Annotated in this window: 17 protein-coding genes and 3 pseudogenes; 10 read left to right on the plus strand and 10 right to left on the minus strand. The window is 33.1% G+C overall.

The annotated features are described in order from the left end of the window. Positions 1-62: 62 nt before the first annotated feature. The 5 genes and pseudogenes from P5P87_RS26220 to P5P87_RS22380 all read right to left on the minus strand — a co-directional run bounded on the left by P5P87_RS26220 (position 63) and on the right by P5P87_RS22380 (position 5298). The gene (locus P5P87_RS26220) at positions 63-1172 is read right to left on the minus strand and encodes a hypothetical protein (RefSeq protein WP_422854105.1); all 1110 of its coding nucleotides are present in this window, start codon (positions 1170-1172) and stop codon (positions 63-65) included. Beyond that, positions 1170-3406 (minus strand): annotated as a pseudogene (locus P5P87_RS22365) (preprotein translocase subunit SecA); the annotation flags it as partial. The gene P5P87_RS26220 and the pseudogene P5P87_RS22365, both read right to left, overlap by 3 nt. A gap of 87 nt (positions 3407-3493) precedes the next feature. Further along, positions 3494-3715: a DUF2795 domain-containing protein gene (locus P5P87_RS22370; RefSeq protein WP_007138072.1), complete on the minus strand. Its 222-nt coding sequence runs from the start codon at positions 3713-3715 to the stop codon at positions 3494-3496. Positions 3716-3953: 238 nt separating this feature from the next. Further along, positions 3954-4523, minus strand: coding sequence for a cob(I)yrinic acid a,c-diamide adenosyltransferase (locus P5P87_RS22375; protein ID WP_095931074.1), 570 nt, complete (start codon positions 4521-4523; stop codon positions 3954-3956). Positions 4524-4605: 82 nt separating this feature from the next. Continuing rightward, on the minus strand, positions 4606-5298 hold the full coding sequence (locus P5P87_RS22380; RefSeq protein WP_198858331.1) for an ABC transporter ATP-binding protein: 693 nt from the start codon (positions 5296-5298) through the stop codon (positions 4606-4608). Positions 5299-5590: 292 nt separating this feature from the next. Between P5P87_RS22380 and P5P87_RS22385 the strand changes: the two genes are divergently transcribed. Together P5P87_RS22385 and P5P87_RS22390 are read left to right on the plus strand one after the other, a co-directional pair. After that, on the plus strand, positions 5591-5848 hold the full coding sequence (locus tag P5P87_RS22385; protein WP_278020655.1) for a hypothetical protein: 258 nt from the start codon (positions 5591-5593) through the stop codon (positions 5846-5848). A 38-nt stretch (positions 5849-5886) separates the two neighbouring features. Beyond that, a complete protein-coding gene (locus tag P5P87_RS22390) occupies positions 5887-6252 on the plus strand; it encodes a DUF6565 domain-containing protein (RefSeq protein WP_278020656.1) in 366 nt (121 codons plus the stop codon). 53 nt (positions 6253-6305) lie between these two features. Here the strand turns inward: P5P87_RS22390 and P5P87_RS22395 are convergent, their stop codons facing one another. From P5P87_RS22395 to P5P87_RS22410, 4 genes and pseudogenes are all read right to left on the minus strand, one after another. Next, the gene (locus P5P87_RS22395) at positions 6306-7085 is read right to left on the minus strand and encodes a class I SAM-dependent methyltransferase (RefSeq protein WP_278020657.1); all 780 of its coding nucleotides are present in this window, start codon (positions 7083-7085) and stop codon (positions 6306-6308) included. 22 nt (positions 7086-7107) lie between these two features. Beyond that, on the minus strand, positions 7108-7581 hold the full coding sequence (locus P5P87_RS22400) for an FKBP-type peptidyl-prolyl cis-trans isomerase (RefSeq protein WP_278020658.1): 474 nt from the start codon (positions 7579-7581) through the stop codon (positions 7108-7110). A 67-nt stretch (positions 7582-7648) separates the two neighbouring features. Continuing rightward, positions 7649-9510 (minus strand): annotated as a pseudogene (locus P5P87_RS22405) (ABC-F family ATP-binding cassette domain-containing protein). Positions 9511-9599: 89 nt separating this feature from the next. Further along, complete coding sequence (locus P5P87_RS22410) at positions 9600-10565, minus strand: T9SS C-terminal target domain-containing protein (RefSeq protein WP_278020659.1); 966 nt, start codon at positions 10563-10565, stop codon at positions 9600-9602. A gap of 138 nt (positions 10566-10703) precedes the next feature. Between P5P87_RS22410 and P5P87_RS22415 the strand changes: the two genes are divergently transcribed. Beyond that, on the plus strand, positions 10704-12122 hold the full coding sequence (locus P5P87_RS22415) for an undecaprenyl-phosphate glucose phosphotransferase (protein WP_278020660.1): 1419 nt from the start codon (positions 10704-10706) through the stop codon (positions 12120-12122). Between the two features lie 6 nt (positions 12123-12128). Here P5P87_RS22415 and P5P87_RS22420 read toward each other — a convergent pair whose 3' ends face one another. Then, positions 12129-12866: a tyrosine-protein phosphatase gene (locus P5P87_RS22420; RefSeq protein WP_278020661.1), complete on the minus strand. Its 738-nt coding sequence runs from the start codon at positions 12864-12866 to the stop codon at positions 12129-12131. Between the two features lie 111 nt (positions 12867-12977). On the opposite strand from P5P87_RS22420, the gene P5P87_RS22425 reads away from it, so the two are divergent. The 7 genes and pseudogenes from P5P87_RS22425 (at position 12978) to P5P87_RS22455 (ending at position 20158) form a co-directional block, all read left to right on the plus strand. Further along, positions 12978-14168, plus strand: a complete 1191-nt coding sequence (locus P5P87_RS22425; RefSeq protein ID WP_278020662.1) for a DUF5009 domain-containing protein — start codon at positions 12978-12980, stop codon at positions 14166-14168. 406 nt (positions 14169-14574) lie between these two features. After that, entirely contained in the window at positions 14575-15489 is a 915-nt protein-coding gene (locus tag P5P87_RS22430) for a BamA/TamA family outer membrane protein (protein WP_278020663.1), read from the plus strand. 31 nt (positions 15490-15520) lie between these two features. After that, positions 15521-16684, plus strand: coding sequence for a glycosyltransferase family 2 protein (locus tag P5P87_RS22435; RefSeq protein WP_278020664.1), 1164 nt, complete (start codon positions 15521-15523; stop codon positions 16682-16684). A gap of 84 nt (positions 16685-16768) precedes the next feature. Next, positions 16769-18124, plus strand: coding sequence for a dihydrolipoamide acetyltransferase family protein (locus P5P87_RS22440; RefSeq protein ID WP_278020665.1), 1356 nt, complete (start codon positions 16769-16771; stop codon positions 18122-18124). A 218-nt stretch (positions 18125-18342) separates the two neighbouring features. Then, a pseudogene (locus tag P5P87_RS22445) lies at positions 18343-19114 on the plus strand (exonuclease domain-containing protein). Positions 19115-19202: 88 nt separating this feature from the next. Further along, positions 19203-19814 (plus strand): fumarylacetoacetate hydrolase family protein, encoded by a 612-nt coding sequence (locus tag P5P87_RS22450; RefSeq protein ID WP_111289096.1) that lies wholly within the window; start codon positions 19203-19205, stop codon positions 19812-19814. Then, positions 19814-20158 carry an Hpt domain-containing protein gene (locus P5P87_RS22455; protein ID WP_008468078.1) on the plus strand — a complete coding sequence of 115 codons (345 nt, stop codon included), beginning with the start codon at positions 19814-19816 and terminating at the stop codon, positions 20156-20158. The genes P5P87_RS22450 and P5P87_RS22455 overlap by 1 nt, the downstream gene beginning before the upstream one ends. Positions 20159-20237: the final 79 nt, after the last annotated feature.

The following is a 20237-nucleotide window of genomic DNA, read 5'->3' on the forward strand; positions in this document are numbered from 1 at the left end:
AAAATAAAAAAATCCCCGACTACGTTTGTAATCGGGGATTTTATATTTAGATTGGATTCTTATTAGTTAATTAAAACCCAAGTTCCAGCTGCGATTAAAGCTTCAGCTTTTTTATACTTCATTGTTTCTGTTTTACCAGTAGCAATTTCTTGAACTACAACAGTATCGTTTCTGTTGATTTTTGGCATATCTCTAACGATAGTTTCAGTAACTTGACGCTGTTGAGTTTCTCCAGCTTCACGGTTCATACTTTCGCTATTTGGAATTTCGTCTTTACTTAATTGTAAATTTTCTTTTGGACGTGCCACTTCTCTTGCTTCGTGAATTTCAGGAACATTTTGAGCTGGTAAATCACCTTTGAATAAGAATGAAATTACTTCTTTGTTAACGTTATCCAACATTCCTCTGAACAAGTTGAAAGCTTCTAATTTGTAGATAAGCAATGGATCTTTTTGCTCGTGAACAGCCAATTGAACAGATTGTTTCAATTCGTCCATTTTACGCAAGTGTTTCTTCCAAGCTTCATCAACAATAGAAAGAGTGATGTTTTTCTCGAAATCAGCAATCAATTGAGCACCTTCGCTATCGTAAGCTTTTTTCAAGTCAGTTACAACATTTAAAGTTTTGATTCCGTCTGTAAATGGAACTACAATTCTTTCGAAATGGTTGTTTGGTTCTTCGTAAACTCCTTTAATAATTGGGAAAGCTTCTCTTGCACTTCTTTCTGTTTTTTCAGTATAGAATGCTAAAGCTTCTTTATATACTTTTCCAGTAATTTCGATATCTGATAATTTTGTGAAATCAGCTTCAGAAATTGGAGATGTGATTCCGAAATAACGAATTAAATCAAACTCATATCCTTTGAAATCATTTGTAACTTTATTGTTACTTACAATTAATTCGCAAGTATCATAAAGCATATTAGCAATATCCAGTTTCAAACGCTCTCCAAACAATGCGTGACGACGACGTTTGTAAACTACTTCACGTTGAGAGTTCATTACGTCATCATATTCTAATAAACGTTTACGAACACCAAAGTTGTTTTCTTCTACTTTTTTCTGAGCACGTTCGATAGATTTAGTCATCATAGAATGTTGGATAACTTCACCTTCTTTCAATCCCATTCTGTCCATTACTTTCGCAACTCTTTCAGAACCGAATAAACGCATTAAGTTATCTTCAAGAGAAACGTAGAATTGAGAACTTCCGGATCTCCTTGACGACCAGAACGACCGCGTAACTGTCTGTCTACACGACGAGAATCATGACGCTCTGTACCAACGATTGCTAAACCTCCCGCAGCTTTTACTTCTGGAGATAATTTAATATCGGTACCACGACCAGCCATGTTTGTTGCAATTGTTACAACTCCAGCTTTACCAGCCTCTTCAACGATTTGTGCTTCTTGCTTGTGCATTTTAGCATTCAATACGTTATGAGTGATTCCTCTCATTTTAAGCATACGGCTTAATAATTCTGAAATCTCTACAGAAGTTGTTCCGATCAATACTGGTCTTCCTGCTTGAGATAATTCTGTAACATCTTCGATTACAGCGTTAAATTTCTCACGTGTTGTTTTGTAGATATAATCTTCTTTATCAATTCTTGCAATTCCACGGTTTGTCGGAATTTCAACAACATCTAATTTGTAGATCTGCCATAACTCTCCTGCTTCTGTAACAGCTGTACCAGTCATACCAGCCAGTTTGTTGTACATTCTGAAATAGTTCTGTAATGTAACTGTTGCAAAAGTTTGAGTTGCGGCTTCGATTTTTACGTTTTCTTTAGCTTCAATCGCTTGGTGAAGACCGTCAGAGTAACGACGTCCGTCCATGATACGACCAGTTTGCTCATCGACAATCATAATTTTGTTGTCCATGATAACGTACTCTACGTCTTTTTCGAATAAAGCGTAAGCTTTTAAAAGTTGAGTAAGAGTGTGGATACGCTCGCTTTTTACACCAAAGTCTTGGAATAATCTTTCTTTAGCTTCAGCTTCAGCGTCTTTGTCTAATTTTTGTTTTTCAATCGCGCCGATTTCTGTTCCAATGTCTGGTAAAACGAAGAAATCTGCATCAGTATCTCCAGAAAGGTATTTAATACCGTTATCTGTCAATTCTACCTGATTGTTTTTTTCTTCAATCACAAAATACAAAGCTTCGTCAACTTTGTGCATTTCGCGATTGTTATCTTGCATGTATTGATTTTCAGTTTTTTGAAGCAATTGTTTAATTCCTTCTTCACTTAAAAATTTAATTAATGCTTTATTTTTAGGTAAACTTCTGTAAGCTCTTAATAATTGGAAACCTCCGTCTTTAGTATTACCTTCTTTGATTAATTTTTTAGCTTCTGCCAAGAAACCATTTGCTAACTGACGTTGTTGTGCAACTAAGTTTTCAATTTTTGGTTTCAATTCGTTGAATTCATGACGATCTCCCTGAGGAACTGGTCCAGAAATGATAAGCGGAGTTCTAGCATCATCAATTAATACGGAGTCAACCTCGTCGACAATTGCAAAATTGTGTTTTCTCTGCACTAAATCGCTTGGCGAGTGCGCCATATTATCTCTTAAGTAGTCAAAACCAAACTCATTGTTAGTTCCGTAAGTGATATCGGCATCGTATGCTTTCTTTCTTTGTTCTGTACTTGGCTGGTGATTGTCGATACAATCTACAGATAAACCGTGGAATTCGAATAAAGGAGCTTTCCACGTACTATCACGTTTTGCTAAGTAGTCATTCACTGTTACTAAGTGAACTCCGTTTCCTGTCAAAGCGTTTAAGTAAAGAGGAAGTGTAGCAACCAAAGTTTTACCTTCTCCTGTTTGCATTTCGGCAACTTTACCTTCGTGTAATACCATACCACCAATTAACTGAACATCATAGTGAATCATGTCCCAAGTGATATCTTTTCCGGCAGCATTCCATTTGTTAGCCCAAACTGCTTTGTCGCCTTCAATCGTAATGTATGATTTTGTAGCTGAGAATTCGCGGTCTTTTGCAGTTGCAGTAACCTCAATATGAGAGTTTTCTTTAAAACGGCGAGCCGTTTCTTTTACAACAGAAAACGCTTCTGGAAGAATTTCCAATAAAGTTTTTTCAGAGATTTCATAAGCCTCTTTTTCAAGAGCGTCTATTGCATCATAAATGTCTTCTCTTTTATCGATGTCTTCGATGTTTTCTACTTCTGCTTTCAAAGAAGCAATTTTAGCATCTTTATCAGCTCTAGCTTCTTTAATTCTATCTTTAAAATAAACGGTTCTTCCTCTTAGTTCGTCGTTTGATAGACTCATTAAAGGAGCTTCGAATGTTTTAATTTTGTTTAAGTAAGGTTGTAAAGCTTTGACATCTTTTTGCGACTTATCGCCGACAAAGACTTTAATAATACTGTTTATGAAACTCATGATTTATTGTATTTCTTTATTATATAATATGTATTTGAACCAAAAAAAAGTCTCTATGATGAGAGACTTTTTTCTTTGGTTTATTTTTTAATATTCATCCTCATTCCAAAGATAATCTTCGTCTGTTGGATAATCAGGCCAAATTTCTTCCATTGATTCATATATCTCACCCTCATCTTCGATTGATTGAAGGTTTTCTACTACTTCTAATGGAGCACCAGCTCTAATAGCGTAGTCTATAAGTTCGTCTTTGTTAGCAGGCCATGGCGCATCACTTAAATAAGATGCTAATTCTAATGTCCAATACATCTGTTATCTGTTTAGTTTGTGCAAAAATAAATTTTTTACTGAAAAAGACAAGTAAATTTTGATTTATTTTAATAAAATTTAAGAACGTCAATTGCTAAATTCCAATTTTTAAATTCCAAACTCCAAAAAAGGCAGTTATAGCGCCTAGTTTCAGAATTTTTCTATGTAATTTAAATTCCTGGATTTTTACTTTTTCCTTGGAATTTGGGATTTCAAAAATTTGGAATTTCCAGAAGATTTATTTTCTGGGTATCCATTTCACTTCCTCCGCTTTTAAGTCTGAGGACAACTTTCGTGCCAAGACAAAAAGGTAGTCAGAAAGTCGGTTTAAGTACGTAATTGCTATTTCAGGAACGTGTTCATTATGACTTAAATGCACGGCTAAACGTTCTGCTCTGCGACAAATACAGCGTGCTATATGACAATGTGACACAGTTGGATGGCCTCCTGGTAAAACAAAATGCGTCATTGGCGGAAGGCTTTCGTCCATTTTGTCTATTTCGTTTTCGAGCAATTCAATATCGGAATCAATTATTCCGAGATTTTCTAAGCGAAGTTTTCCGTTTTTCAAAACTTCTTTTTCCTGTGGAGTTGCCAAAATGGCACCAACAGTAAAAAGTCGGTCTTGAATTTCGATTAAAATCGTTTTATAATGCGAATCCATTTCTTGATCACGGATTAGTCCGATATAAGAATTCAACTCATCAACGGTTCCGTAACTGTCAATTCTGATATGATCTTTTGGTACACGGGTTCCTCCAAAAAGTGCCGTTGTGCCTTTATCGCCTGTTTTGGTATATACTTTCATTTTTTTTAAGATGCTAAGGTTCTGAGATACTAAGATTCTAAGTTTTCTCTTTTTGCGATTAAACGATTAACCAAATAAACGGTTAAACAGATTTTCTTGTGTCGCTTTCAATTAAACCGTCTCTCAAACGAATAATTCTATGTGCATAAGCCGCGATGTCTTCTTCGTGAGTTACAAGAATTACAGTATTTCCTTGTGCGTGAATATCTCCAAAAAGTTTCATGATTTCTACAGAAGTTTTACTGTCTAAGTTTCCTGTTGGTTCATCGGCAAGAATGATCGAAGGTTTATTGACTAAAGCTCTTGCAACGGCAACACGCTGGCGTTGTCCTCCAGAAAGCTGATTCGGCTGGTGATCCATTCTGTCGGCCAAATTAACTTGTTTTAAAACTTCGGTGGCACGCGCAATTCTTTCAGATTTGCCGTAACCGGCATAAATCATTGGTAATGCAACATTATCTAAAGCAGTAGTTCTAGGCAAAAGGTTGAATGTCTGAAAAACAAAACCAATCTCTTTGTTTCTAATTTCGGCCAATTCATCATCTTTCATTTGACTGACATCTTTTCCGTTTAAAATATAACGTCCAGAGGTTGGCGTGTCCAAACAGCCTAATAAATTCATTAATGTTGATTTTCCAGATCCAGAAGGTCCCATTAAAGCAACATATTCGCCTTTTTGTATTTCTAGATTTATTCCTTTTAAAACATAAACCGTTTCATTGCCCAAAATAAAATTTCGTCTAATGTCGGTTATTTTAATTAATGGTTCAGCCATTTCCTTTTACAATTTTGGATTTAAAAGTACAAAACACTTTTCAATAAAAATTATAAGTAGTTGAGAATTGGTTTTTGTTACAAAAACGCTTTCAGAAATAAAGTTTTAAAAGAATATATTTTTTAAATAGAAATGAGTTATATGTTTTTGAATTGTTTTTATATAATTGTCATTATTTTGTTAATTTTATAGATTTAAGATATTTTTAATTTTCAAAACATGATAATAATGTAATTTATTGCGTCTTGGGTTTAGTAAATTTGATTAATCAATTAATTAAATAATCAAGATTATGAAAAATATCAAAATAGCTACAGGAATTGCATTATTAGTATTAGGGTTAACATCGTGTAAAGACGAGAAACAAGAAAAAGCTCAAAAAACAGTAGATAACTACGTTGTATATGTTGACTCTGTTAAAAATGTAGCCGCAGCCGATTTAAAAGACAATTGGAAAAGTGTAGAAGCAGAGTACGATAGAAGATCTCAAGAAGCGCAAGCGGCATTAGCAGACATTAAAGACAATGCTCTGCAGCAACAGAGAAAATAAATGCAAGTAAAATTAAATACGAGGAATTTAAAAATGAAATGACCGCCCAATTTGCCCCTCCAGCTCCTAGTCCGAAACAGCAGTTAAGAGATGCTTTGTTTGGTGCAGGAAGAATTGGTGATGATATGAGTTTTAGCTGGGTTAATGCCCAAAATATTCATAGCGTTTATCAGCAGTTTGTTCATACTGTAGAAAATAATAAAGACAAATATTCTAGAGAAGATTGGGATGAAATTAAATTAATGTACGAAGCTCTTGACAGTCGTAAAAATACAGTTGAAAAAGAAGGTTTGACAGCTGACGATAACCGAAAAATTGCTGGTTTGAAAATTAAATTTGCACCAATGTATAAGATAAACAGAATGGGAGCTAAATCTGAAGAAAATAAAGAAGCAAAAAAATAAGATTTTAAAATTTTGAATTAGTAAAAAAGACGATCATTTCTGATCGTCTTTTTTTATGCTCTAATTATAAAATGCTCTTTCGGCTGTTCTCTTCTAAAGAATACAAATCCCCACTGATAAGTATCAATGGTGACTTTTACTTTTGGATGATTTTTTATAATCCCCCAAGCTTCTTCCATATCTTCTGACCAATGAATATCATCAAAAATCCAAACAGAATCATTGTCGATTGTTGGCAATAAAAGGTCAAAATATTCTAAAGTTGCTTTCTTAGAATGATTTCCGTCAAAATATATCAGATTATAATTTGTTGCTTGAATGTTTTCAGAAATCAAAAAAGATTCAAATTCAGAAATTACATTTTCTACATTACTGCAATCAAATTCAGTTAGTTGATTTTGAGCAATATTTGCAGTATTTGGACAACCTTCTATTGTTACTACTTTCGCTTTCGGATTTCCTAAAGCTAATGCAGCAGTTGCTAAACCCAAAGATGTTCCTATTTCTAGAATAGTTGAAGGCTGAAAATAATGGGTTACACGAAACAATAATTCTGCACGTTTTGGCGAAATTCCTGCTGTTTGTGCGATTTTAGAAATTTGCCTTCTATTTGATTTAAAAACTCTTGAACCTGCTCCAAAATCGGTTACTTCAATGAAATTTTTATTCTCTAAAAGCGATTTTCTGTATTTTTTTAGAATGGCGTATTCTGGTTTAGATTTCTTATCATAAAAGCATTTAGTTAACAGGCTGAAAACAAATGGAGAATGCACTGCATGTTCGTTTTTAGAATGCCAAAGAAAAGTTAGATAAGATTTAATTTGAAAGAACATCTAGAAATTTAGCTATTGGATGTTAGTTTACTTTAATCAATTTTACGTCGAAAAGAAGTACTGATCCAGCTGGTATTCCAGGACGAGGAGAACTTCCGTAACCTAAATGTGCAGGAATAAGAAGAACGCCGCTTCCTCCTTCTTTAAAATAAGTAATTCCTTCTGTCCAACCTTTAATAACTTCATTAAGAGGAAAAGTCAATCCGCTATCTGTACTTTTGTCAAATAGGCTTCCATTGGAAAAATAACCTTTGTATGCAACAGTGACTTTTGAAGTAGCGGTTGGTTGCGCGCCTGTTCCTGGCTCGTTAATTATATAATACAGACCTGTAGTGCTTTTTGTTGCAATCAAATTATTTTTAGTCAGATAATCTGTGATTTCTTTGTCATTCTCTGCACTATAATCTTTTGGAGGGGTAACAGGTGTGTCTTTTTCTGTGCTGTTGCAAGAGATAAATAATGTTAAGGTAAATACAGCGACTAATAATTTTTTCATTTAGGGTATTTTTTTTAATATTTAATAAAGCGAAAGATAATCTTTGTGTAACCAAATTGAAGTCAGTCTATCCTTCCTGTTTGGCAGAAAGTTCAAACCAGCGTTCTTCCTTTGCATCAATCTTACTGATAATGTTTTGAAGTTCGTTTGCTTTTTTCTCAATATCAGCGTCGGCAACTTTTCCGTCAGAGAATAATTGTTCGATTTTAGCTTTTTCAGCCTCAAGATCTTTAATTTCTCTTTCGATTTTCTGATATTCTTTTTGCTCGTTAAAACTTAAATTTCCTGTTGGATTATTTTGTTTCCAATCTTTCTTTTCGGCTTTGTTTTCTTCTTTTTGGGCAACATCTGCACTGTCTTCATATGCTCTAAAGTCAGAATAGTTTCCGGGAAATTTTCGATTTCTCCTTGTCCTCTAAAAACAAATAAATGATCGACAATTTTATCCATAAAATAACGGTCGTGAGAAACCACCAATAAGCATCCAGGATAATCTAAAAGGAAACTTTCAAGAACGTTCAAAGTCACAATATCCAAATCGTTTGTTGGCTCATCGAGAATCAAGAAGTTTGGATTCTGAATTAGAACTGTACACAAGTATAAACGTTTTAATTCTCCACCGCTTAATTTTTCAACATAATCGTATTGTTTTTTAGCATCAAAAAGAAAACGCTCTAATAATTGCGATGCAGAAATAATCTTTCCTTTTGTCAACGGAATATATTCTCCGTACTCTTTTATAATGTCAATAACACGCTGTCCCGGTTTTGGATTAATCCCAGATTGTGTATAATAACCAATTTTGATAGTATCTCCTTTTACAACACGTCCGCTATCTGGCGGAATTGTTCCTGTCAAAAGATTTAAGAAAGTCGATTTTCCAGTTCCGTTTTTACCAATAATTCCGATTCTTTCTCCACGCTGGAAATCAAAACTGAAATTATCTAGAATAACACGATCTTTAAATTTCTTAGAAAGTTTATGAAGCTCAATAATTTTGCTTCCCATTCTTTCCATATTTATCTCAAGCTCAACTTTATTTTCTTTACGTCGGCTTTGTGCTTTTTCTTTAATAATGTAAAAGTCATCCTGACGCGATTTTGATTTAGTCGTTCTCGCTTTTGGCTGACGACGCATCCATTCTAATTCTTTTACAAAAAGGTTTTTAGCTTTGTCAATACTGGCATTTTCAGAAGTAATTCTTTCTTCTTTTTTCTGTAAGTAATACGAATAGTTTCCTTTGTATTGGTATAATTTTCCGTTGTCTAATTCAATAATTTCATTACAAACGCGTTCCAAAAAGAAACGGTCGTGCGTTACCATAAACAATGTAATGTTTTCTTTTGCAAAATAACTTTCAAGCCATTCGATCATTTCAAGATCTAAGTGGTTGGTTGGCTCATCTAGAATCAATAAATCTGGACGGTTGATTAGAATTATTGCTAATGAAAGACGTTTTTTCTGCCCTCCAGAAAGATTTTTCACTTTAAGTTTAAAATCTTCCAGCTTTAATTTAAAAAGAATCTGTTTGTATTGCGTTTCAAAATCCCATGCATTATGCTGATCCATTGCATCAAAAGCTTTTTGGTAAGCTTCTTCGTCAGAAGGATTTTCTAAAGCCTTTTCGTAAGCTTCAATAACTTTAAGCGTTTCATTGTCTGAAGCGAAAATGCTTTCTTCAATCGTAAGTTCATCTTGAAGGTTGTTGTCTTGAGATAGAAATGCCATTCTAATTCCTTTTCTTAAAACAACTTGCCCCGTGTCTGGTTCTTCCAAACCATTAATAATGCTCATAATGGTTGTTTTTCCGGAACCATTTTTTGCAATAAAAGCGATTTTTTGATCTTTATTGATTCCAAAAGAAATGTTGTCAAAAAGGACTCTTTCGCCAAATGACTTCGATATATTTTCTACAGATAAGTAATTCACTTTGTAATTATAAGTTATAAATTATGAGTTATGATGTATTCTAAAACATAACTTTCTGCAAAAGTAAACTATTATCTTACAATAGCGAATTATTTATCGAGATACAAACCAAGAACAGAACTCAGATTAAAATAATGAATTTGTTGCGGATTGTTCAAAATAGGTTTTCGAACGAGAGATTCGTTGGTAATAAAATAATGAAGTCCGTCTTTTGTTGCAATTCCTTCTACTTGATGAAAAGGAAGTCTTAAATCGATTCTTCGTTTATTTCCAGACAAGAAATTCTGATTTTTAAAATCGTAAAGCAGATAAAAGAAAGGTTTTCCAATTTTAGTGTAGCCGCACAAAACAATTAGTTTTTTGTTCTCCAAATAAGTGGCGCCAGTAACCAAACCTTTTGTGTCTAATGTCAATTTTAATTTTGCAATTTGAGATCCAGATTCTTTTGAAAGTGCATAAACAGTAGTTTTAGACGTTTTCCATTGTTTGGTAAACAAGTAAATGCTGTCTTTGGAAATAATAAAAGCTTCACAATCAAAATCGGTTTTGTTTGGTTTTGAAGGAGAAAAATCAGTTTGATCAGAATAAGTAAATGAAATGGTTTCTATTTTTGGATTTTGTTCTAGAAAAGACTTTTTCTCGATTTTAAGAATTCTTAAATCGGTTCTATTTCCAGCATAATTGTTTCCAAAATCGCCGATATAAATATAAGTATCGTCTTGAGAGATTTCTTCCCAATCATGATTGATAACTACCGGAAGAACAACTTTCTTTTTAATTCTTCCTAAAGTATCTAAACCATAAATTGTAGTGTCATGATCGTCGTTGTGTGTCCAAAGTAAATTTTCAAAAGCAATTAATCCTGAAGTTTCTTTTATAGAATCACTTAATCGAAAAGAATATTCTGGCGTGAGTTTCAAATTTTTGTAGGTGCAACTTCCATTATTTTGTTTAGATGACAAACTGTAATTCTCTGCCTGTGGATCTGTGCAACCAGAAATTTGGGCGTAAACCGAAGTGGTGATTGTTAAAAAGAAAAAAACAATTTTTAGCATGAGTGCAATGTTAAGTCTGCATAAGATAAAAGTAAAGTTTTAAATAATAGAATGAAATAAGTATAAAAAAAATATAATTTAAGTGTTATTTTGCATAAAAGTCTTTTTTATTCTTTTGGATAAAATCAAGCCCCCAACATGAAAATTCTACAAAAATTATCGCACTATCGAATTTCACGTTATTACAAACTTTTGTTTGTAGTAGTCGATATTGTTTTGTTGAATCTCGCAACTATACTTTCAGCATTGGCAAGATTTGGAAATTTGGATAAATTATTGTCTAAAGACGAAAAAACCATTTCGCTCGTAGCCATTTTGATTTGGGTGGCTTTATTGCTTCAAAAAGACTCTAATCGAAGTGTTAGGGTAGAACCAATAGAATCGATATTGTGGAGAACTATCAAAAAGATTTCAATTCACGCCGCTTTGGTTTCAATATTCGTTGTTTACCTAAAATATAATGATATTTCAAGACTTCGTTTGTTTTATTTCTACCTGATATTTTTTGGATTGCTGATGTTTTCCCGATATTTTTCAATGAAACTTTTAAAATATGTTCGAGCGCAAGGATATAATTTTAAAACCTTTATTGTTGTTGGCGTAAACGAGTCTGGAGAAAAAATTCGAAAAGTACTAGCGAAAGATTTGACTTACGGATATCGTTTTTTAGGATTTTTTGATGAAAAAAAGGATCAGAAAGTTGTTGATCCCAATTTGATTATCGGAGGTTTTGAAGATATTAAAGCATTTTTGAACGAGAATGAAGTAGATGAAATGTATGTGGCATTGCATATTGACAACATCGAAATCATTAACGAACTAACCAAAATTTGTGAGCAGAACATGGTTCGTATTAAATTTATTCCAGATTTTCAGCTGTATACAAAAGCAAGTAAAGTAGAGGTTGCGTTTTATGAAAACACACCTGTTTTAATGTTTCGTCCAGAACCTCTGGAATTTGCTTCAAACAGACTTCTCAAAAAGATTTTTGATATTTGTTTTTCAGGTTTGGTAATCTTGCTGGTTTTTCCGTGGCTGTTTCCAATTATTATGATTATTATAAAACTAGAATCGCCTGGTCCTGTGTTTTTTAAACAAGAAAGATCGGGTAGAGATAATAGATCTTTTACATGTCTGAAATTTAGAAGCATGTATATAAATGGTCTTGCTCATAATAAACAGGCACAAAAAGGAGATAGTCGTATAACTAGATTTGGTGGCTTTATTCGTAAAACTAGTATCGACGAATTACCTCAGTTTTTTAATGTCTTTTTTGGAGACATGTCGGTTGTTGGACCAAGACCGCATATGGTTAATCTTGCCAAAGAATACAGTGATTTAATCAATAATTATTTGGTGCGCCAATATGCAAAACCTGGAATTACAGGTTGGGCGCAAGTAAATGGTTTTAGAGGCGAAACAAAAGTTCTAAGCGATATGGAAAATAGAGTAGAATACGATATTTGGTACATCGAAAACTGGAGCTTTTTGCTTGATATAAAGATTATCGTAAAAACTGTTATCAATATTTTTAAAGGTGAGGAAAACGCTTACTAAACTTTTTTAGAATTTAAAGAATTGATTGTTAGCGATAATCTCTTTTAAAGAATCAATATTTTTAATTTTTACTTTTTCGTCAAAAGCTTCGATGTGTTTTTTATGATGAACATCGGTTCCGCAAAAAGTGTACATTCCTTTCGCTAAAAGTTCGTCAGCAATTTTCCCGATTTTAGAGCCATAATAATCTACAGTAGAAAGTAAATTTAGTTGAAAAATACACCCCGCATTTTTTAATTTTTCGTATTCAGAAAACGCATTGTGATAAAAAACATAACGTTCAGGATGTGCCAAAACAGGAATATAACCAGCTAATTGAATCTCAAAAATAGTTTTATAAATATTTAAAGGAGCGTTTTGATAAGACATTTCAACTAGGACATAATTGTCTTTTAAAGTCAAAAGTTTTTCTTCTCTGAAATGATTTTCGAACCAGCTATCTATAAAATATTCTGCCGCAGCCTGAAGAGGCATTTTAATTTTATTTTCTTCTAAAGCTTTTTGGGTTTCCTGAAGTTTGGACGCAATAATTTCTGGAGAATTCTCCCATACATAATGTTTAATATGAGGCGATGTAATAATTTGAGAAACTCCAAGTTTTTGCAAAGACAAAACCAATTCTGTTGATTTTGTAATGTTTCTTGCTCCATCATCAATCCCTGGCAAAACATGAGAATGAATATCTACAAAATTTCCGCCAAGCAGGTCTTTTAAAATGGGTTTTGATTTGAGGAATGATAACATGTGACAAAAATGTAAAAATCAGTTTTATAAGGCGCAAAATTAATCTAGAATTTGTAACCAGACATTTTAGAATTATGTTATATTTGATTTTTAGTAAAAAAGTAAAAAATTATGAAAATAAAAGAGAATCTGTTTAATCAGCGTATTGTTTCTATAGATGCTTTGCGTGGAATTACCATTTTTATAATGATTTTTGTAAATGAGTTGGCAAGTATACAAAAAGTGCCACAATGGATGAGGCATATGCCTGCAGATGCAGATGCCATGACTTTTGTTGATGTAGTTTTTCCTGCTTTTTTATTTATTGTCGGAATGTCTATTCCGTTTGCTTTTAATGCTAGACTTATCAAAGGAGACAGTCCTAAAACAATTTGGACGCATACATTAAAAAGAGCTATTGCACTTATCATAATTGGCGTTTTTATGGTCAATTCCGAATATGGTTACGATGCTTCTAAAATGATAATTACGCCAGTGCTTTGGGCACTTTTAGCATATGCAATGCCAATTCCGATTTGGAATAAATATCCAAAAGATTTTCCTGTTTGGTTAAAAAATGTGCTTCAATATGGAGGGATTTTAGTTCTTATAACATTGTATTTTTTATATGTTCGAGATACAGGAGAAAGAGGAATGACGCCAAAATGGTGGGGAATACTTGGTTTAATTGGTTGGGCATATCTTTTTACGGTTATTTACTATTGGTTAGTTTCAGGAAACTTACGGGCAATGATTGCATTTTTAGTTTTTTCTGTTGCGATGAATTCTCTTAATTTAATCGAAAATTCATTTGTGCACAGTACTCCTTGGCTAAGTTTTATAGCAGGACATCTTACACATGCTTCTCTAGTTTCGGCAGGAGTAATTATTTCATTGTTGTTTTTTGATAGAAAAGTCAGTCCCAAAATCAACTGGCCAGTAATTGGTTTTGCGGTTTTATTTGCAGTGACAGCGATTTTGCTTCGCCCATATTTCGGAATTTCAAAAATCAAAGGAACACCTTCATGGACTATGTTTTCGGCGACAATTTGTACGGTTTTATTTTATTTTCTGTATTGGCTAATGGAAGTTAAAAAGCAAACCAAATGGAGCGAATTTTTTATGCCTGCAGCAGCAAATCCGTTATTGATTTATATTTTGCCAGGTGTAATTTATTATTTCTGTAAGCTTATAAACGTTCATATTATTCCAGGATATTTCAGAGTAGGAGTTCCAGGAATCTTGTGGTCTTTATTATTTTCTGTCATTATGCTTTTTGTAATGAAAATCTTGAATAGATATAAAATCCAGCTTCATTTGTAGTTTTAGTCGCAGTTACAGTTTACAATCTGAAAACTGTAACTGCGATTAAAAATTACCACTTATAAACTTTCGAGCATAAACTTGTCTATATTCTTAATAAAATTTTAAATTTGTAAGAAACGGGTTTTAAGATATTGTGTGTGAATAGTTTAAAAATAAAATACATCTTAGTTTTATTTTTTATAGGATCGTTTTGTCAGGCTCAGAACGATAGTACAGCCGTGGAAACTCGGGATATCTTGGACGTCATTCATAAAATTTTTGATAAACAGGATACTATTCGTCCAGATAGAAAACGAAAACTGGCTTTTTCTTTATTGCCCGTTCGGTTGGTGTTAATTCTAGTAATGGTTTGGTTGTTTCTTTTCTAACTACTTTTTACTTGGGAGATGCAGAAAAAACTAAAATGTCCCAAATTACCTTTTCGCCTTATTTTAGTTTCAGCAATCAGTTTGTATTTCCCATCCAATCTTATATTTATACAAGTGATAATAAATGGAATCTTATTGGAGATTATCGGTATATGATTTATCCGCAGGATACTTATGGTTTGGGTGTAGATAATTCAGAAAAAGAAATGTCAACGCTCGATTATCAGCAATGGCGTTTTTATCAGTTTATTACAAGGCAGATTGTCGGGAATTATCGTTTGGGAGTTGGTTTTCTTTTTGATAATTATAAAAATATTTCTGAAGAATCTTATATAGACGGAGAAACAGATTATTATAAATACATGAATGGTGATTATTCTGACGAGACTTCTTTCGGATTTGCAATTCAAGGGTTATACGATTCAAGAGAAAATATTATTAATCCTGAACAAGGTTTGTATGTCGAAGCCGATTTACGACTCAATACCAGCGGAGTAGAAGGAGACAAGTGGCAGTCTATATATTTTGATGCTAGAAAATACCACTCTTTTAGCAAAACCAAACATAGAGTTTGGGCATCAAGAGCTTTTTTTTGGTCGACTTTTGGAGGAAAACCGCATTATTTGGATTTGCCAAGTATTGGTTGGGATCGAGAAGGAAAAACGGGGCGCGGTTTTACTAAAAACAGATATAGAAGCAATGCTTTGGTTTATTTTGAAACCGAATATAGAACCGATATAAGCCGTAACGGATTTTTTGGTGCTGTATTTTTTACCAATGTTTCTTCGGTTTCTAAACTTGATACTTATGAATTCAAAAAATGGAATCCTGCAGTTGGAACTGGAATTCGAATAAAATGGAACAAACGCAATGGCAGTAATCTCGCTTTAGATTACGGAATTAGTAAAAACGACTGGTCGCTGCGCTTGGGGTTATCAGAAAATTTCTAACTTCGGCCAAAATCTACAGACTCAATTATTCATGCAATTATCGATTGTTATTTTAAACTACAATGTGCGTTACTTTCTCGAACAATGCCTTTTAAGCGTTCAGGAAGCAATTGCGACAATCGACGCAGAAATTATTGTTGTTGATAATAATTCATCAGACGAAAGCGTTTTGATGATGAAAGAAAAATTTCCTAGCATAAAACTGATAGAAAACAAAGATAATTTTGGTTTTCCAAAAGGCAATAATATTGGTGTTCGTCAAGCGAAAGGAAAGTATGTTTGTATTTTGAATCCTGATACTGTTGTTGCAGAAGATACTTTTGTAAAGATTCTGGCTTTCGCCGAAAGGCAAAATAATCTCGGAATTATTGGCTGTAAATTGATTGACGGAACCGGTGAATTTCTTCCAGAGAGTAAACGCGGAATTCCAACGCCTTGGGTAGCGTTCACAAAAGTTTTCGGATTGTATAAAATCTTTCCTAAAACCAAACTTTTTAATCGGTATTACGCACAGCATTTAAATGAAAATGAAACAGGAAAAGCGACTATTCTCGTTGGAGCTTTTATGTTTCTAGAAAAAGAAGTTTACGAAGAGTTAAATGGTTTTGACGAAAATTGTTTTATGTATGCCGATGATATTGATTTGTCTTATCGAGCTTTACAAATCGGGAAAATAAATTTTTACTTTCACGAAACGACAGTTTTACATTATAAAGGAGAAAGCACTGTAAAAGACGAAAAATATATGATGCGTTTTCAAGAAGCCATGAATTTCTTTTATCAGAAGCATTTTAAGAAATCGCAGTTTTTTAGTGCCTTTATTCAAATTGGCTCTTTTTTGTTTTCTGTTGCAAAAAAGTTTCAAGGAAAACCAAAAGAAAATCCATTGCCAGAAAGTTATTTTTTATGCTCCGAAAATGAGAATTTCGCTAAAAAACTGGCTCCGATTTTGGAAAATAAAGTTGCTTTTTTAGATTTCAAAGAAGAAAAAATGGTAAATTCGTGCCTAATTTTAAAGGGTAAAAAGACAGAGATCATTTTGGATAATCACTATATTTCATTCAAAAAATGTATCGAAATCATAGAAACTCTTAAAGATAAGCAGGTTACTTTTAAAATTTTTCCCAAAAATATGGGTTTTATTATTGGAAGTAATTCAAGGAATGACAGAGGGCAAATCGTGAAAATTGAGTAAAAAATTATATTAAATGAAATTTATGTTTAAAATTTTCGTTAATTTCGCAATCTGAAAATCAAAAACATCTTTTAGATTAACAATATGGCAAGATTTGAATTAAAGCTTCCTAAAATGGGAGAAAGTGTCGCTGAAGCAACCATAACAAACTGGTTGAAAGAGGTTGGAGACAAAATTGAGGCTGATGAAGCCGTACTCGAAATTGCAACAGATAAAGTTGACAGCGAAGTGCCTAGCGAAGTATCAGGAATTTTAGTTGAGCAATTGTTTGGTAAAGATGATTTAGTGCAAGTAGGGCAAACTATAGCTATTATTGAAACTGAAGGAGGCGATGAGCCAAGTGCAGTAACAAATAAAGTTGAAGAAGTTGTGGTTCCTGCTGAAGTCGCTGAAATTGAAAAAACAATCGAAGCGGTTAAAGAAACAGTAACAACTTCTCAGGATTTTTCAAGTTCAGATAAATTCTATTCTCCATTAGTTAAAAATATTGCAAAGGAAGAAGGCGTTTCTTTAAACGAACTTGAAAATATTGCGGGTTCTGGAAAAGACGGACGCGTAACAAAAGAAGATATTCTAAAATATGTAGAAGCTCGTAAATCAGGTGCTGTTCAAGCTCCTAAAACAGTTGAAGTGGCTCCTCAAATTGTTGAGGCTCCAAAAGCGGAACCTGTGAAAGCAGTTGAACCAGTTGCTCAAAAAAGCCAGCAAGCAGTTCCAGTTTCTGTAAATGGTGCTGACGAAATTGTTGAAATGGACAGAATGCGTAAACTGATTTCGGGTTATATGACCGCTTCGGTTCAGACTTCTGCTCACGTACAATCTTTTATTGAGGTTGACGTAACGAACATTGTAAAATGGAGAGATAAAGTAAAAACAGCTTTTGAAAAAAGAGAAGGCGAAAAATTGACTTTTACTCCGATTATGATGGAAGCAGTTGCAAAAGCTTTAAAAGATTTTCCTGGAATGAACATTTCTGTTGACGGAGATTATATCATTAAGAAGAAAAATATCAATTTAGGAATGGCGGCGGCATTGCCAAACGGAAATTTAATTGTTCCTGTAATTAAAAATGCAGATCAGTTGAATTTGGTTGGAATGGCAAAAGCGGTTAATGATTTAGGAAACCGTGCAAAAGCTGGAAAACTAAAACCAGATGATACACAAGGAGGAACTTATACAGTTACAAACGTTGGTACTTTTGGAAGTGTATTCGGAACGCCAATTATCAATCAGCCACAAGTTGGTATTCTAGCTCTTGGTGCAATTCGTAAAGTGCCTGCTGTAATTGAAACTCCAGAGGGAGATTTTATCGGAATTCGTCAGAAAATGTTCTTGTCTCACTCTTATGATCATAGAGTTGTTGACGGAGCTTTAGGAGGAAGTTTTGTGAAAAGAGTAGCAGAATATTTAGAGGCTTTTGATGTAGATAGAGATTTCTAAAATTCATTTTAAAAATAAATTCAAATCCGATAGGTTTTAAACTTATCGGATTTTTTCTTTTGTAAGAAAAGAATTAAGTGAAAATGCGCAATCTTGATAAAGGCTTATTTTAGAAAAGTTAAAATCGTGATTTGAAAGCTTTTTTCGACAAAAAAAATCAGAATAAAGAGAGATATTCCGCTTTAAAAATTACATTTGTAAACTTATAAAAATTAGAAATGGAATTAAAACTTAACAAGCCAATTTGCTTTTTTGATCTCGAAACAACGGGAATTGATATCGGTAAAGATAGAATCGTAGAAATTTCAATATTCAAAGTTTTTCCTAACGGAAACAAAGAAAGTAAAACCTGGTTGGTTAATCCGACAATTCCAATTCCTCCACAAACAACTGCAGTTCATGGCATAACAGACGAAAAAGTAGCCAACGAACCAACTTTTGCAGAACTTGCTCCGCATATTCACAATATGATTAAAGATAGTGATTTGGGAGGGTTTAATTCAGATCGTTTTGATATTCCCCTTTTAGCAGAAGAATTGCTTCGTGCAGGAGTTGATTTTGATATGAAAAATAAAGTTTCTGTAGATGTGCAGACTATTTTTCATAAAATGGAAGAGCGTACCTTAAGTCGTTGCTTTGAAATTTTATTGTGGAAAAAATTTGGATAATGCGCATTCAGCAGAAGCTGATACAATGGCAACTTACGAAATCTTGAAAGCGCAATTAGATCGTTATCCAGAATTAGAAAACGACATGAAATCTTTATCTGAATTTACAACACGTAAAAAAATAGCAGATTTTGCCGGAATGATTGCTTTTGATCAAGATGACGAAGAAATTTTTACTTTTGGAAAACATAAAGGTGCAAAAGTGGAGAAGGTTCTAGAAACAGAGCCAGGATATTTCAGCTGGATCCAAAATGCTGATTTTCCTCTATATACCAAAAAAGTTTTGACAGCAATTAAATTAAGAAAATTAAATACGAAATAAGTTTCTAAGATGCTAAGGTTCTGAGATTCTAAGTTTTTTCAGATTCGTAGTATCTTAGCATCTTAGTATCTTAGCAACTTGAAAAAGAATGAAAATAATTTGTGTCGGCAGGAATTATGCCAATCATATAGAAGAGTTGAAAAACGAGCGTCCGAGTGAGCCTGTTGTTTTTATGAAGCCTGATTCTGCGGTTTTACTGAAACAGCATCCGTTTGTAATTCCAGAATTTTCTGAAGATGTTCATCATGAAGTTGAAATAATCGTAAAGATTAATAAAGTTGGAAAATATATTGAGCCAAAATTTGCTCATAAATATTATGATGAAATAAGTGTAGGAATCGATTTTACTGCTCGAGACTTGCAAAGTAAATTGAAAGAAAAAGGGCTTCCGTGGGAAAAAGCCAAAGCATTTGATGGTTCTGCGGTTATTGGTGATTTTTTGCCAAAAACTGATTTTGTTTCTATGGAAAATCTTAATTTTGAATTAAGAAGCAATTCAGAAACAGTTCAAAAAGGAAACTCTAGTATGATGCTTTGGAAGATTGATGAATTAATCTCACATGTGTCTCAGTTTTTTACTTTAAAAATTGGAGATATTATTTTTACAGGAACGCCGGCAGGTGTTGCGGCTGTAAAACCAAATGATGTTTTAGAAGGCTTTTTAGAAGATAAAAAATTATTCAGAATACAAGTAAAATAATGGCTTTAAAATACAACCTTTCGAAAGTATATGCGCTTTCAGATAACGATCCTGAATTTGTAAATCAGATTTTAACTTTATTTGTTACAGAAGTACCAGAAGATTTGAAACAAATTAAAGAAGGAATTAAAAAGAAGGATCATAAATATGCTTATTCGTACGCACACAAAATAAAGCCAACATTAGATTTAATGGGATTAAATGTGGCTTTTGAAGAAATTTTGCAAGTAGAAGCTTGGACAAAGGCTGAAGGCAAGAAAAAAGATATTATCGAAACTTTTAAAAGTATTAAGGTACAAGTAAAAGAAGCGATTAAAGAAATAAAAAAAGATTTTGATCTTTAATATAAAATTTGACTTATTCCTGTTTTAAAGGAATAAGTCAAAACATTTTTTAAATTTTGTAAACAGGCTTATAGTTTGT

This window comes from Flavobacterium ginsengisoli (genome assembly GCF_029625315.1).
Lineage (GTDB): Bacteria > Bacteroidota > Bacteroidia > Flavobacteriales > Flavobacteriaceae > Flavobacterium > Flavobacterium ginsengisoli.

Coding starts and splice junctions, on each gene's coding strand:
- P5P87_RS22395 (WP_278020657.1), bottom strand. CDS start 7,085: ATGTTCTTTCAAATTAAATCTTATCTAACTTTTCTTTGGCATTCTAAA.
- P5P87_RS22435 (WP_278020664.1), top strand. CDS start 15,521: ATGCAATTATCGATTGTTATTTTAAACTACAATGTGCGTTACTTTCTC.
- P5P87_RS22450 (WP_111289096.1), top strand. CDS start 19,203: ATGAAAATAATTTGTGTCGGCAGGAATTATGCCAATCATATAGAAGAG.
- P5P87_RS22420 (WP_278020661.1), bottom strand. CDS start 12,866: ATGTTATCATTCCTCAAATCAAAACCCATTTTAAAAGACCTGCTTGGC.
- P5P87_RS22430 (WP_278020663.1), top strand. CDS start 14,575: ATGTCCCAAATTACCTTTTCGCCTTATTTTAGTTTCAGCAATCAGTTT.
- P5P87_RS22440 (WP_278020665.1), top strand. CDS start 16,769: ATGGCAAGATTTGAATTAAAGCTTCCTAAAATGGGAGAAAGTGTCGCT.
- P5P87_RS22370 (WP_007138072.1), bottom strand. CDS start 3,715: ATGTATTGGACATTAGAATTAGCATCTTATTTAAGTGATGCGCCATGG.
- P5P87_RS26220 (WP_422854105.1), bottom strand. CDS start 1,172: ATGCGTTTATTCGGTTCTGAAAGAGTTGCGAAAGTAATGGACAGAATG.
- P5P87_RS22390 (WP_278020656.1), top strand. CDS start 5,887: ATGACCGCCCAATTTGCCCCTCCAGCTCCTAGTCCGAAACAGCAGTTA.
- P5P87_RS22380 (WP_198858331.1), bottom strand. CDS start 5,298: ATGGCTGAACCATTAATTAAAATAACCGACATTAGACGAAATTTTATT.
- P5P87_RS22415 (WP_278020660.1), top strand. CDS start 10,704: ATGAAAATTCTACAAAAATTATCGCACTATCGAATTTCACGTTATTAC.
- P5P87_RS22375 (WP_095931074.1), bottom strand. CDS start 4,523: ATGAAAGTATATACCAAAACAGGCGATAAAGGCACAACGGCACTTTTT.
- P5P87_RS22455 (WP_008468078.1), top strand. CDS start 19,814: ATGGCTTTAAAATACAACCTTTCGAAAGTATATGCGCTTTCAGATAAC.
- P5P87_RS22385 (WP_278020655.1), top strand. CDS start 5,591: ATGAAAAATATCAAAATAGCTACAGGAATTGCATTATTAGTATTAGGG.
- P5P87_RS22425 (WP_278020662.1), top strand. CDS start 12,978: ATGAAAATAAAAGAGAATCTGTTTAATCAGCGTATTGTTTCTATAGAT.
- P5P87_RS22410 (WP_278020659.1), bottom strand. CDS start 10,565: ATGCTAAAAATTGTTTTTTTCTTTTTAACAATCACCACTTCGGTTTAC.
- P5P87_RS22400 (WP_278020658.1), bottom strand. CDS start 7,581: ATGAAAAAATTATTAGTCGCTGTATTTACCTTAACATTATTTATCTCT.